We start from the raw sequence: 14,218 nt of genomic DNA, 5'->3' as shown, positions 1-14,218 counted from the left end.
TACAATAAACTTCTTTTCTAAAATCTCATGGAATTGGAGGTGTTCGCCATTAAAGTTTTGCAGCTGACGATGGATGAAGCCATAGAAATCAGCAAAGTGATCGGGAATGAACACCGGATGAACATTTTGAAAATATTAGGCACGGGACCGCATAACGTAAACGAGCTGTCGGAAAAGCTGGGGCTGCCCTTCTCCACGACGGCCGTCAACGTCAAGAAGCTGGAGGACGCGAACCTTATCATCACCGAGCTGGTGCCCGGACGGGGAACACAGAAGGTGAACTCGAAGAACTACGACCGGATCGTCATCGATTTGTTCACGGATGCGACGGACAAGGAGAAGAACGTTATTACCATCGACATGCCGATCGGCGAGTATGTGGACTGCCAGGTGCAGCCGAGCTGCGGACTCGTGAGCGAAACGGATTACATCGGCATGCAGGATGATCCCCGCTCATTCTATGAGCCCGGGCGCAGGGAGGCACAGCTGCTCTACTTCCGGCACGGCTTCGTCGAATACCGCTATCCGAACCGGATCCCCTACGGGAAAAAGGCGACGGAGATCGAATTCAGCATGGAGATTTGCTCGGAGGCCCCGTACCATAAGCTGGACTGGCCTTCGGATATTACGCTCTGGATTAACGGAGTCGAGATCGGAACCTGGACATGCCCGGGCGATTTCGGGGGACAGCGGGGCTTTAACACCCCCGAATGGTGGACGATTTATTTTACGCAATACGGCCTGCTGAAGCACTGGAAGGTCAACCAGAACGGCAGCTTTCTGGACGGTGTGCAGATTTCGGACGTGACGGTCAGCGACTTGAATCTGCAGGATAAACCTTTCGTCTCCTTGCGGATCGGCGTGAAGGAGGATGCGTTCAATGCCGGAGGGATCAACCTGTTCGGCCCGAACTTCGGCAACTATGAACAAGGGATCATCATGAATCTGCGTCACTCGGAATAATGCTCGAAGCCGTACCACTGCTTCCAAGACAGACATCGCCTGTTCAGGCGGATGTCTTTTTTTGTTACATTTTTTTATAAAATAATAAAATGGGGATTGTGCGGTTAAAAGGCTTGTGATCCGGGGCTTTTTTAGTCAATAATAAATCCTCATATTTTTTATTACAAAAAATATTGATATAAAACATGTATTAGTGTTATATTGTTTTTGCAGTGGAAAACTTCACTTCTTTAGGGGGATTATTAGCGATGAAAAGAACGATGTATCAACTTGTAAGCGTCCTCATGATTCTTAGTCTGGTCTTGGCCGGATGCTCCAAAGGCGGGGATGCCAAGCCAAACGATGAAAGCGCTTCGAAATCGGACGGCAAATCGGGCGGCAAGACCATCGAGCTGAATTATTGGGTACCCTTCAGCGGTTCGGACGGTGAGTTCATGGAGGATATGGTCAATACCTTCAACCAGTCTCAAAGCGACATCAAAGTGAAATTTATGAACAACAACTGGGATAACTATTATCCGAAGCTTTTGTCCTCCCTGCAGGCCAAATCCGCTCCGGACGTAGCGGTTGCCCACGTATCGCATTTGGCGGAGCTCACGCCTACGGGCATGGTTGAGCCGCTGGACGATCTGGCGAAGGAAGCCGGTCTCGACTGGTCCACCTTCGGCAAAAACCAGGAGGAAGCGATCGTTCGCGACGGCAAGCATTATGCGGTTCCGCTGGATACCCACGCTGTCGTCATGTACTACAACAAGAAGTTCCTTGGGGATGCGGGACTTCTGAATGAAGACGGAACGATCAAGATGGAGCCGGGTGCCGAGGGCTTCACGAAGATGCTGGAAACGCTGAAAGCGAAGCTGCCAGGCGACGTATCTCCGATGATTATCGGAAGCAACAACGTATTTACATACTGGATCTGGTATGCGCTTGTTCAGCAGCAGGGCGGCACGTACTTCAAGGACGGCAAGCCGACCATCGATACGCCTGAAGGCAAAAAAGCGATGGAGCTGCTGAAAGCCTGGCTGGACAAAGGCTTGATGCTTCCGGACATCGGCGACAACAGCTACGACATTTTCAAAACCTCGAAAGCGGCTGTAACCTTTACCGGCGTATGGGCTACAGGCAACTTCGAGAGGAAAAATCGCTTGATTTCGCGGCTGTTCCATTCCCGCAGCTGTATGACCAGCCTGCCGCTTGGGGCGATTCGCACACCTTGATCGTACCGAAGCAGGATGATCACGATAAAGAGGTTGCTGCCGTCAAATTCGCGAACTGGCTCGCCGATCATGGCGCCATGTGGGCAAAAGCTGGCCATGTGCCATCCAAGCCATCGGTGGTGGATTCCGAGGAATACAAGGCTATGCCATACCGCGCCGGTTATGCGGACGTTATGAAAATTGTGAAGTATATGCCGGATACGCCAAAGCTTAGCGCTGTCGATGATGCCGTATTGGAATCCCTGGTGCAAATCAACTATGGGCAAAAATCCATCGAAGAGGGATTGAAGGAAGCCCAGGATAAAGCGGACAAATTAATGACCAGATAATTCCATGCAGGGACGGAGGTGGTGCGGGGGAAGCAAGAACCAAGGCCCAGCATCATCTTATTTTCGGAAGAGACAAGAGAACAGAGAAAGAGAACAGAAAATGAGAGCGAATGTCCGCCTGCGGTGATCTTACGCTTGGAGAGATGTTTTTAAAGGAGTGAGACGGAGTGAAGCAGCACAGAAGCCATGCCTATAAAAATTACCTGGCCGCCTTGGCCTTTTTGGCCCCTTTTATGGTGATTTATTTGTGGTTCTGGATTTATCCGATTATTAAAGGGTTTATGACGAGCCTGTCCAAAGGAAGCATGGGCGGGGAAAAGACATTTGCAGGCCTCGACAATTACAGCTACATGATGTCCGACGACAAGTTCTGGAGCTCGCTGTGGAACACGTTGTATTTTATTCTCATCTCCACGCCGTCCATCGTCGTTTTGGGCCTTGTGCTGGCGCTAATTGTGAATATGAAACTGAAAGGAACCACCTTGCTTCGCACCGCCTTTTTCATGCCCTACATGCTGTCGGTTTCCGTAATCGGAAGCATCTGGGTATTCATTTTGCAGTCCAGAACCGGCTTCATTGCCGAGACGCTGAGCTCGATGGGCATTACGATGGGCGTCTCCTTCTTCGGCAGCTGGGGCATGGGATGGCTCTCCATCCTGATCGCTACGCTGTGGTGGACGGCCGGCTTCAATATGATTCTGTTTCTGGCAGGACTTCAGGAAATTCCGGATGACCTGTACGAAGCGGCAGACATCGACGGAGCGGGCGCATGGAACAAGTTCCGTTTTATTACGATGCCATCCTTGAAGGGCGTGACCGCGCTGGTTGTCATTCTCCAGACCATCTCCTCCTTTAAGCTGTTTGGCCAAACCTGGCTTATTACGAAAGGCGGACCGGGAACATCCACGACGCCGCTCGTTCATTATATTTATCAAATCGCGTTCAAGCAGTGGGATACCGGATATGCGGCAGCCGTCTCGTTCGTGCTGTTCCTGATCATTGCCCTGATTTCTTTGATCCAATACAAACTGCTGATGAGCAAAAGCTAAGGAAGAGGTGAGATGAGCATGACTTCGATCAAACGTTGGATGAATCCCAGAGTATGGGCCTATGTATTCGGATATTTATTTGCCGTAATGATGATCGCCCCGTTGCTGTGGATGCTGATATCCGCCTTTAAAGAGCCGGGCTCGACCGTAACCATACTGGGCAAGCTGTTCGGCACGCCCTTTAGCCTTGAAAGCTTTGCCAAGGTTATGAAGCCGGACGGGACGGCCATGATGTGGAGATGGACGCTCAACAGCGTCATCGTCGGCGTGGTGCAAACGGCGATTACGGTACTGCTGAGCTCGTGGGCTGCCTTTGCCGTATCCCGCATTCCTTTCAAAGGGAAAACGTTCATTTTTGCGCTGATTCTTGCCGGCATGATGGTACCCGTGGAATCCATTGTGGTCCCGCTGTTCCAGATGGTCACGGACATGGGCTGGAGCAACAGCTATAATGCGCTCATCTGGCCGGGCATGATGCTTCCGCTCGCCTTCCTGATCCTGAAGCAATTTATCGATCAGCTGCCGAACGAGCTGCTGGAGGCGGCCAAAATGGACGGAGCCGGCATCTTCCGGATCTGGGCGCGGATCATTTTCCCTCTGTCCAGCAGCTCGATGGCTGCCGTCAGCATTTTCATTTTCATCCAGTCGTGGAATAACCTGCTGTGGCCGATGCTGGTGGCGCAGGATACGGCCATGATGACGCTGCCGGTCGGCATCCCGACCTTCCAGAGCATTTTCGCGACGGATCTGGCGGTACCGATGGCATCGAACGTACTGGCAAGCATTCCGGCTCTGCTGGTATTCCTATTTTTCCAAAAGCATATCATTAAAGGCATTTCAATGACGGGCATTAAATAGTGGAGGATCAGAATGAGAGAACAACTGGGTTTGAACGGAGCATGGCAATTCAGAATTGACCGCAAGGATGAGGGGGAACGGGAAGGCTGGTACGCTAAAAGCTTGACAGAGACCCGTACGGTGGAGGTTCCCCACATCTGGCAGCGCGAAGAGGAATACGTGCATTACTGCGGTACGGCATGGTATGAAAAAGAGTTTGAGGCGTTCGCACTGTCTCCGGGACAGAAGGCGATCCTTGGTTTCGGCGCCGTCGATTTTCAGGCCAGGGTCTGGCTGAACGGGGAATTTGTCGGCGAGCATGAGGGAGGCTTTACGCCTTTTGAGTTCGATGTCTCCGCGCAGATGAGACCGGAGGGCGTCAACCGCCTGACTGTAAGGGTATTCGATCCGCAGGATAACGCGGAAATTCCGATCGGCAAGCAGGGCAGCTGGTATACGCGGATCAGCGGGATTTGGCAGGAGGTTCTTCTCGAGCGCCGCCCGGGCTGCTTCATCCGGCAGGTGCATGTGATCCCGGATATCGACGGCGGCCTTGCGCGGACGCGGGTGATGCTTTCGGGAGATCTGCCGCAGGGGGCGGAGCTGAGCTTCGAGGCTGCGGGTCATCTGCATCCGAAGCCGCTAGTGACTGAATCCCGCGCGGACGTAGATAGCGGAGAGGTTCAGCATGACATTCCTGTCCCGGGTGCGCAGCTATGGTCTCCGCAGGAGCCTCATTTGTATGATTTGAAGGTGCAGCTGAGGGATGCCAAAGGAGCGGTGCTGGATACGTTCGAAACGTATTTCGGCATGAGAACGATCGAATTTGCCGATGGGCAGCTGCTGCTGAACGGACAGCCGCTGTTCGTGCGCGGCGCGCTTGACCAAGCCTTTTACCCGGACACGATTTATACGGCGCCGTCGGACGAGTGGATCCGTATGGAAATCCAGCGAGCCAAGGATATGGGCTTTAACCTGCTGCGCAAGCATATCAAAGTGGAAATTCCCCGCTATCTGTATTGGGCCGACCGGATGGGCATGCTCATTTGGGCGGAGCCGCCGAATGTCGTGAAGTGGTCGGAGCAGAGCAGACGACGGTTCAGCGACGAGCTGCGCGCGATGATTGACAGGGACTTCAACCATCCTTCCATTCTCATGTGGTCGCTGTACAACGAGGAGTGGGGACTGGAATGGGATTTGGCGAATGACAAGGCCAAGCAGGAGCATGTCATCGCGATGTATCGGGACATCAAATCCATGGATCCGACGCGTCTGATTTGCGACAATTCCGGCTGGATTCACGTCAAGACGGATATTAACGACTATCACCGCTACTTCGTCCTGCCGGAGCAAAGCGAAGAATGGAAGTCGGATCTGGACGACTATATGGCCGGACATCCGGAACAAAACTACGTGCAGGGCTATGCGCCGCAAGGAGAACCGATCATTATCTCCGAGTTTGGCGTATGGGGACTGCCAAGCGTAGAGAAGCTGCTCGCTTTTTACGGGGGCGAACCGTCCTGGTTTGCCAACCTGGGGGACGATACCCACCGGGAGGATTTCAAGAAGCCGCTGACCGCTTACGAAAATTTTGAAAAGTATCAGCTGCAGCGGATCTTCGGGAATCTCGAGAACCTCTCCATGTACTCCCAGCGCAGAATGTACCGCGCCGTCAAATCTTTAATCGAAGAAATGCGGAAACGGCCGCAAATCAACGGTTATGTCGTGACGGAATTCACAGATATCGAATGGGAAACGAACGGATGGATGGATTACACCCGTAACCTGAAATGGGGCATGGAGCATGCCGCCGATTTCAACGGCGGACTCGTGGTCATGGCGGACGGAGTCAAACGGAACCTGTGGAGCGGCGAAAGCCAGTCGTGGGACATCCTCATCTCCAATCATGATCAGCGCAGCTTAAGTGGTGAGGTGCGATGGGAGATCCCGGGGACGGGCCTCTCCGGAAGCATACCGCTGGATGAGGGGAACCGGACGTTTGCAGCGCTTGAGGGAGCGATTTCATTCGAGGCTCCGCAGGTGGCAGGTGCAGGATTCTACGAGATGAAGCTGTTGATCATACTGGATCAGCAGGTCGCGGCAGCAAACGCGGAGGAGCTGACGATATCGCCGCGCGGGGCGGCGGAGGATGTCCTAGTCTGCGCCTACGGCATGGAGTCGGAATTCGGATCCCGGCTGGCAGACAGCGGCATGCGGCTGACCGAGGAGCTTCACCTGGCTGAAGCGGTTGTCACCTCGGTCCTTGACGAGCGGGTACTCGAATACTATCGCCACGGCGGGCATGTCGTCTTCCTGGCGGAGGATGGAGATCAGCTGGCGGAAAAAGGACAGTTTACCTTCCGTGAGCTGGTGCGGGGCGAAAGCTGGGATCGCACGTCTTCCTTTAACTACGTCGATCCGGAATACTTCACAGGCGTTCCGCTCCATCATGAAATGGGCTGGGAGATGGAAGGGCTGTATCCGGACTACATCGTGCCATTCAGCAATTACAACAAGCTTGGCGGTACGATCGGCCGCGTCGTCTACATGTTCGGCAACGAAGGAATTACGGAGACGAGCAAGATTGTATCGGGGTATTTCCAAGGCTGGATCGGACAGGCCGGAGGCTCGCTGCTTGAGCAGAAAAGCGCGCAGGGCCGCCTGATTCTGACGACCTGGAAGCTGAAGCAGCATTACGGCATTCATCCGATTGCCACCCAGGTACTCCAGGCGCTGATCCTGAAATGCCGGAAACTCTAGCAGAAGGCAAGAGACAGGAAAAAGAGGGCGAGAGCCCTCTTTTTTATTCCCTGCTATCTGTTCTAAAGACTGATCGATGTTCAGAAAATATTCAGAGCCTTGTGCTTTAATGATATACATTGGACTGGCTTTAGTTCATTGTATATCTATAGAAGAAACATGCTGGGATTGGGGTCCCTTAAAAACCGTACCGGGGCGTTCGCCCGGAAGCGGATCGATGAACATGGAAGTGTGTGGTGATGAAACATGGACTTATCGGAGAAGCAGCAGGATGCGCTGGATCAGGCGCACAAGCACGGCGGAAAGCTCATACGCTGGAATCAGGGCGGATTCTGGACGTATCCCGAGGCCATTCCCGAGGAAGAGGAATCCTTGAGTGATGCTTCAGAGCTTGCATGGTGCTGCACGACGAATACGATCTTCGCATTGGTTCGGCGGGGGTATATGATCATGGATGATTGGAAGCACTGTTCCTTGGCAGAGGATTTTCATACAGAGGATGCAAGAATGGGCGAAAACGCTTAAAAGATATACTCCTCGGGGGCATTTGTTGCTAAAATAAAGCTAACGATAAAGCGGCAAAACCCAGAGGGAGAGATAGGGCTTGAAGACGATCATAGTCGATGATGAACATTTGGCATTGCTGAAAATGGAAAAGCTTTTGCAGTCACGGGAGGAGCTTGGCGTGGATGTGGAATTGATCGGTACGTTCCAAGACCCGAAATCCGCTTTGGAAGCGGCCCGGCAGACGGACTTGGATCTGGCTTTTCTGGACATCGAAATGCCTGAAATGAGCGGCTTCGTGCTCGCTGAACGGCTTTTGGAGCTGCATCCTTCCATGCAAATCGTTTTCGTTACGGCGTATCACGATTTTGCGGTCAAGGCTTTTGAAATCAATGCGATGGACTATTTGCTTAAGCCTGTGCATTCCGCGAGATTGGCCATGACAATGAGCAGGGTATCCAAGTATGCTTCGGGCGGCCTCCATGATACGGGAACAACGTCGCTCTGCTGTCTCCGAAGCCTGCATTATCGGGATCGTCGTCAGCAAGCACAGTCTTTTCCGTGGAAAACGCTGAAGGCACCCGAGTTATTCGCCTACCTCCTCTATTACCGTGATAAGACGGTGAGCAAACAAACGCTGATGGATTTGCTCTGGCCCGACTACGACATTAAAAAAGCGACGACGCAGCTGCATACGGCCGTCTATCAGATCCGGAAAATGATCAAAACCCACGAGCTCGATATGAAAATTAAATATCAGGACGAGGGCTATCGCCTGGAATGGGGAAACGTCATTCTCGACGTTGATGTCTGGGAAACGCGGCTGCGTGAAGCCCCGGCTGTGACGCCGGAGACGCTGGCAGAGCACCTGGCCATTATGGAGCTGTATACGGGGGATTATCTGGAGGAGCACCGGTATGCTTGGGCGGAGCCGGAACAGGAGCGTACCCGTCTGATTTGGCTGGATCACGCCAAACAAATTGCCGAATGTCAATGCGGGATCGGACAGTATGCCGAAGCGATCGGAATATACCAGAGAATAATAGAGAAGCTGCCTTACATCGAGGATGGTTACGCAGGCTTAATGCGCGTGTATGCGGTCCTCCGTCATCCGGTCGAGGTCAGAAGACTGTTTCGGCTTGTGGAGGATATGCTGCATGCGGAGTACGTGACGTTGCCGAGCAAGGAGCTTGCAGAGTGGTATTGGGAATGGGAGCGGACGCACTCATTCGCTACCTAGGTAAAGAAAGGTGAAGACGCGTTGAAATTGAAAATCCTCTCCGCTTTACTGATCATCGCGGGGATCGTTCTGCTGTGCTACCCCAAGCTGACGGAGATGGCGGAAAATGCAAGACAGGAGAAATTAGCCGAGACGTGGACAAGCAGCTTCCACAATATAGACAGCGCGGATGAGCCGGACACCTCGGAAGCTTCACTTACGGACAAGGTTGCTTCCGCGCAGACCGGAGCGCCGGCTGAGGAGGCATCACGCAAGGACGGGCAAGTGGAAGGTATGCTGGAGATCGATAAAATTAATCTGAAGCTGCCGATTGTTCATGGAGCCACCAAACAAAATATGAAAACGACGCTGGCCAGCATCGAACATACGGGGATGCCCGGGGCCATCGGCAATTACGCCATCGCGGGTCACCGGAACCGGACCTACGGCAGAAACTTCAACCGTCTGGATGAACTGAAGACGGGTGACAAAATCGATGTGGATACCGGGAGCCAGCGTTTTGAATACACCGTCACCGAGAAGCTGATCGTCAAGCCCGAAGATGTATGGGTGCTGGAAAGCGACGGCAAGGATGAGGAAATTACGCTCGTGACGTGCCATCCAATGGTGAACCCGACACATCGTCTGATTATTAAAGGCAAAATCATACATTCTTAACCACGCATGTTCCGAAAGGAAATGGGTGGTTTCTTTATATTCAGAAAATATTCAGCGCGGTGCTGTATAGTTCAGATGATATGCGCCGATCCGGCAAGTTCAGGCAAAAGCAGACGAAATTCGGGCCGGAAAGCGTATGAATAAACGGGAGAAATGGAGAGGAGAGCATTCGGATGTTTAGGAAATACGCAAAACCGCCGTACGTGCTGCTGGCCTGATGAACCCAACACATCATACATGTTCAACAAATTTATTCTGAGGTAAAGGAGTAATCATGAAGAAGCACAGTAAACTGTTATATTTATTTCTGGTCGTAACCTTAGTATTAAATCTTGTATTGCCTGGCTCAATGGCTACGGCCAGCGGCGAGCCTGTGGGTCCGGTCATTACGGATCAGCTTATTACAGGCGTTAAGATTTACGATGCAAAGCCAATTTTTGATGAAGATGATGGATCAATTATTCCGCAGGGGAATGAAATCCAGAACGTCAGACCCAAAGTCAAAGATACCGTAGCCATTATTTACGACTGGTCATTGCCGGATGATCAACATCCGTACGATAACGGCTCAACGTTTACCTTTAGTCTTCCTGCCGAGTTTAAGGTTCCTAATGAAATAAAAGGGCCATTGACAGGTAAAGTAGGCGACTATGTCGTGTCTACCAACGGGGAAGTCACATTTACATTCAATGAAGCCATTAAAGGAACCCAGTTAAGCGGTAATTTCTTTGTGTGGTTATCGTTTGACGAATCGAAGCTGAACGGCAGCTTGGAACAGCCGATTGATTTTAGCTCGGTCGGCCAAAGCGCCATCGACGTTCATTTTGCCAATACCGCGGTAGACAAGCTCAAGAAAACGGGCAAGGCTAATAAAAATGGAATCAACTCCGATGAGATTGAATGGACCGTCGAATTTAACCAAAGTGAAAAGGAAATCATGAACGCCGTTCTGAATGATACGTTCTCTTATGACGGACTATCGCTTAAAGGGGATATTACAGTTCAGCCGCTGGAAGTGAAGTTAGACGGCAGCGTGCAGCCGAAGGGTTCCCCGACAACGGAAACCAGCTTTCCGATTCATCTTGGGGATATCCATCAAGCATATCGGGTGACTTATACGACAAGCGTTGCAGCACCAACCGCCGAACCGTTTAAGAACAGGGAAATTGCTAACACGGCGGAGCTTACGGGCGATGGAGCAGCCACTGAAACGGTTACGGGCAAGGTGAAGGTGAACTTCAATGAGCCGCTGACGAAGCCGAATCCGGTTGAAAGTGATTATAATGCACAGACGCAAACCATTACCTGGAAAATTCAATACAATTATAATGAACAATCGATTTCCCAAGCGAATGCATGGATCGAGGATACGTTCGATGCAGCGAATAAGACAAAGCAGAAGCTTGTTGGCGGTAGTGTGAATGTGTATTCCGTGGACATTAACGGTGCGGGCCAAGGCGTGAATCGGACCCTCGTTGACCCGTCCAAGTACACCTTAACGAGTGTGGGCACGGATTTTGACGGCGGCTTCAAATTGCAGTTTAACGATCCGATCAACAAAGCTTACGTCATCGAATACCAAACTGATGCCCAAGCGCGCATTTACAAGAATGAAACCGTAGCTAATACGGTGAAAATGTACGATGGCACGACGAGAACGGGTTCAAAGGGGATCCGTGAAGTTATTTTTGACAAGAGCGTAAGCAAGTCGGATTTTCAGAATAAGACCATTGAATGGAAACTTGTGCTGAATCAGGATTCAAAAGATATGACAGACGTCGTCATCAAGGATAACTATGCGGGCAAACATATGAAATTAGATCCCGCTACGATCAAGATTAACGGAGCAGATCTGGAACATAGCGAGTTTGAGCTGGTCGCCAATAGCGGAGATGCTGGCTTTGAAAGCGGGTTTGTGCTTCAACTAAAAGTCCCGGCTAACGGTATTCGTATTCCATACGTTATTACGTACACCACTTCGTTCGATCCAACGGCAGGCATGCCTACGAATAACGAATACAGAAACGTAGGGACCCTGGATTGGAACGAAGCGGGCGTTCCGCAAGCTTCGATCACTAAGTCTGCAGTAGTGACACCTCAAAACTACACTATTGAAAATGGGAATAAAATAGGCGAATATAACGCCAAAGACAAAACCATTACATGGAAAATTGATGTGAACTATAATCTGTTCGACATTCAGAATGCCGTGATCAAAGATAACTATACAGGTAACGAAACCTTCGTAGACAACTCTCTGATCGTCAATAAGCTGATTCTGAAGGATGCCAATAACACGATAGACATTGACCCGAACGAAGTAGCTCTTACAGCGGAGCAGTTCACGCTAAATTCGGATGGTAAAGGTTTTGTGCTGAATCTGGGCCAAATCGATAAAACCGCCTATCGAATTACGTACAAAACCAGTCTTGACGGTGCATATCCGGTTGAAGGCACGTATTCCAATCATGCAACGCTGCAGGATGGAACAACGAATCGTTTTGAAAAATCAGTAGAAGTAACACCTGCACATGGTGGAGTCTACGTCGAGAAAACGGGTAATCAAGTAGGTCAATCCGATATTGCCTCTTGGCATGTGAGCATTAATCCGAGCCAATCTTACGTAGCCGCGGGTTCCGTATTGACGGATACATTATCAGATAATCAGATTCTGCTCAAAGATTCCTTAAAGCTGTATAAGACGGATATTCCTTCGAACAATAGCAGGGATGTATCCAAAAAAGCAGGTTCAGTCGATCCGGCAGACTATGACTTAGAGGTCACAGGAAACACGTTTAAGCTGACCTTCAAGAAGGCATTGAATACGGCTTATATTTTGGAATACCAGTCGTTTATCAACGCGGACAGCGGTGCGAGAATAACCAATAAAGCTGCATTCGCCGGCCAATCCTCTTCCGTAATCGGGCAAGGGAATCAGGAAGGAATCGTCGTCTCTTTAGCCGGAGCGGGCGGAGGAGCTTCTACAGGCAGCGGGAAAATTAAAATCGTCAAAGTGGATGATTTGAACCAACCCCTAGCAGGAGTGAAATTCGAGCTGTATAACGGTTCCGGAACGACGCTGCTCGAAACCATCGTAACCGATGCGCACGGAGAAGCCGTTACGACCCGAGATTATAGATACAATAACAAAACGACAGGATTGCCTTACAAACTAAAAGAAGTATCCGTACCTTCGGGGTATCTGATGGATCCTGATTATACGGGCGTGACAGGAAAACAGATCTTATTCAAAGATCCGAATGAATCCTTTACGATTGTGAACAAAATCCTGCGTCACGGGTTCGAATTAATCAAAACCGATGCTGCAGATTCAACTAAAAAGCTGCAAGGCGCCGTGTTTGAATTGAGAAAGGCCGGAACGCAGGAGGTAGTCGATACTTTGACTACGGATGCGGACGGGAAGATTGCCAAAGGCGATCTGGATCCTGGCAATTATGAATTGGTTGAAATCACGGCACCCGATTATTATCTCGTTGATGCTAAACCGATCCCGGTCACCATCGCTGCCAACCAAACTCAAATATTGCATTTGAGCCAAACCAATGCCCGGGGGACAGACGGTAAGCTGGTCATCACCAAAGTCGACGCGAAGGATCATTCGGTTCTTCTGGAAGGCGTAGAATTTGAGCTTTATGATAGCTCGAAGTCGCTGATCGGCACGAAAACGACGGATAGCCAAGGTGAAATCGAGTTTGATAACCTGCCTTACGGCGAATATACGTTAGTAGAAACCCAAGCGGCCGGTTACGTGATTGAACAAGCTGACACAGCCGTGCAGATTAAGCAGTCGAATACATCGTTGACGATTGAGAACAAAGCAAACGATCGTTCCGTCAAATTGACAAAATATAATTCGAACAAAAGCCAAAAGCTTCAAGGGGCTGTGTTCGAATTAAGGGAAGAAACGAACATCTTCGATCAAGCCGGGAATTATGTGTATAAAGTGGTTACCGGTATCGATCAAGCGAAGTTGACGACGGATGTAAATGGTGAATTGTGGTTAGAGGACTTGGCGCCGAATAAATATCAACTGATTGAAATTGAGGCGCCGCGTGGTTATCAGTTAGACAGCAAGCCGATAGCCTTTGAAATTACGAATCAACAAACGGAACCGGTCTTGGTGGAGAAAACAAACAACAGAGTGTCGGTTCCGGTAGATCCAAGCGGACCATCCACGGGACCAGGACCCGTTACGCCTCCGACGGGAACAACGGATCCGCAGCCTCCGGTAACTCCTGATCCGAATCCGGGAACGCCTGTCGTACCTGGAAACGGGGGCACTCCAGGCACTCCAGGCACTCCAGGCACACCGGGAACGCCGGGTGAGCCTGGAGGCAGCACGCAGCCGGGACAGCCTAACGGCGGAGCTACTCCGGGTTCAAACGGCTCCGGCAATCATCCGGATGGCGGGAATGAGCAAGGCCAGCCTGGAAAGGGCAACGCTTCACCGGACAGCTCCGGCAATGGGATGAAGCCTGACCCGAACACCGATGGCATGCTCCCGAAAACCGGGGAAGAAAGCCATCTTCCGCTCCAGCTTGCAGGCTTCGGCCTGATCGTGCTCGGCGGGGCCTTGCTGCTGTACAGAAAGACGCGCGCAAGCCGTAACCACGGATAAGAGAAAAACAGCCTGCTGAGTTA

General features: G+C 51.1%; 8 protein-coding genes and 1 pseudogene. All 9 read left to right on the top strand.

All coding sequences use genetic code 11. The annotated features are described in order from the left end of the window. The first annotated feature begins 27 nt into the window (after nt 1-27). The 9 genes and pseudogenes from PCH05_RS20575 to PCH05_RS20530 all read left to right on the top strand — a co-directional run bounded on the left by PCH05_RS20575 (nt 28) and on the right by PCH05_RS20530 (nt 14,195). Nucleotides 28-963 carry an ArsR/SmtB family transcription factor gene (locus PCH05_RS20575; protein ID WP_164766737.1) on the top strand — a complete coding sequence of 312 codons (936 nt, stop codon included), beginning with the start codon at nt 28-30 and terminating at the stop codon, nt 961-963. A gap of 248 nt (nt 964-1,211) precedes the next feature. Then, nucleotides 1,212-2,509 (top strand): annotated as a pseudogene (locus PCH05_RS20570) (ABC transporter substrate-binding protein). Nucleotides 2,510-2,676: 167 nt separating this feature from the next. Then, the gene (locus PCH05_RS20560; RefSeq protein ID WP_246049808.1) at nt 2,677-3,558 is read left to right on the top strand and encodes a carbohydrate ABC transporter permease; all 882 of its coding nucleotides are present in this window, start codon (nt 2,677-2,679) and stop codon (nt 3,556-3,558) included. Nucleotides 3,559-3,597: 39 nt separating this feature from the next. After that, nucleotides 3,598-4,416: a carbohydrate ABC transporter permease gene (locus PCH05_RS20555; RefSeq protein ID WP_164766735.1), complete on the top strand. Its 819-nt coding sequence runs from the start codon at nt 3,598-3,600 to the stop codon at nt 4,414-4,416. 12 nt (nt 4,417-4,428) lie between these two features. Next, nucleotides 4,429-7,155: a glycoside hydrolase family 2 protein gene (locus tag PCH05_RS20550; protein WP_127605362.1), complete on the top strand. Its 2,727-nt coding sequence runs from the start codon at nt 4,429-4,431 to the stop codon at nt 7,153-7,155. A 246-nt stretch (nt 7,156-7,401) separates the two neighbouring features. Next, nucleotides 7,402-7,680 (top strand): hypothetical protein, encoded by a 279-nt coding sequence (locus PCH05_RS20545; protein ID WP_127605360.1) that lies wholly within the window; start codon nt 7,402-7,404, stop codon nt 7,678-7,680. 79 nt (nt 7,681-7,759) lie between these two features. Beyond that, nucleotides 7,760-8,899: a response regulator gene (locus PCH05_RS20540; RefSeq protein WP_127605358.1), complete on the top strand. Its 1,140-nt coding sequence runs from the start codon at nt 7,760-7,762 to the stop codon at nt 8,897-8,899. 21 nt (nt 8,900-8,920) lie between these two features. Beyond that, nucleotides 8,921-9,556, top strand: coding sequence for a class D sortase (locus tag PCH05_RS20535; RefSeq protein ID WP_246049806.1), 636 nt, complete (start codon nt 8,921-8,923; stop codon nt 9,554-9,556). Between the two features lie 349 nt (nt 9,557-9,905). After that, entirely contained in the window at nt 9,906-14,195 is a 4,290-nt protein-coding gene (locus tag PCH05_RS20530; protein WP_164766734.1) for a SpaA isopeptide-forming pilin-related protein, read from the top strand. Nucleotides 14,196-14,218 lie beyond the last annotated feature (23 nt).

Origin of the sequence: Paenibacillus chibensis (assembly GCF_004001045.1) — a bacterium.
Classification (GTDB): Bacteria; Bacillota; Bacilli; order Paenibacillales; family Paenibacillaceae; genus Paenibacillus_AQ; species Paenibacillus_AQ chibensis.
The sequence above is the reverse complement of the archived record's forward strand: the minus strand, read 5'-3'. Positions and strand labels throughout refer to the sequence as shown.

Bases quoted from the DNA above. Each gene is read 5' to 3' on its own strand.
- PCH05_RS20545 (WP_127605360.1), top strand. From the start codon at position 7,402: ATGGACTTATCGGAGAAGCAGCAGGATGCGCTGGATCAGGCGCACAAG.
- PCH05_RS20530 (WP_164766734.1), top strand. From the start codon at position 9,906: ATGGCTACGGCCAGCGGCGAGCCTGTGGGTCCGGTCATTACGGATCAG.
- PCH05_RS20555 (WP_164766735.1), top strand. From the start codon at position 3,598: ATGAATCCCAGAGTATGGGCCTATGTATTCGGATATTTATTTGCCGTA.
- PCH05_RS20575 (WP_164766737.1), top strand. From the start codon at position 28: ATGGAATTGGAGGTGTTCGCCATTAAAGTTTTGCAGCTGACGATGGAT.
- PCH05_RS20550 (WP_127605362.1), top strand. From the start codon at position 4,429: ATGAGAGAACAACTGGGTTTGAACGGAGCATGGCAATTCAGAATTGAC.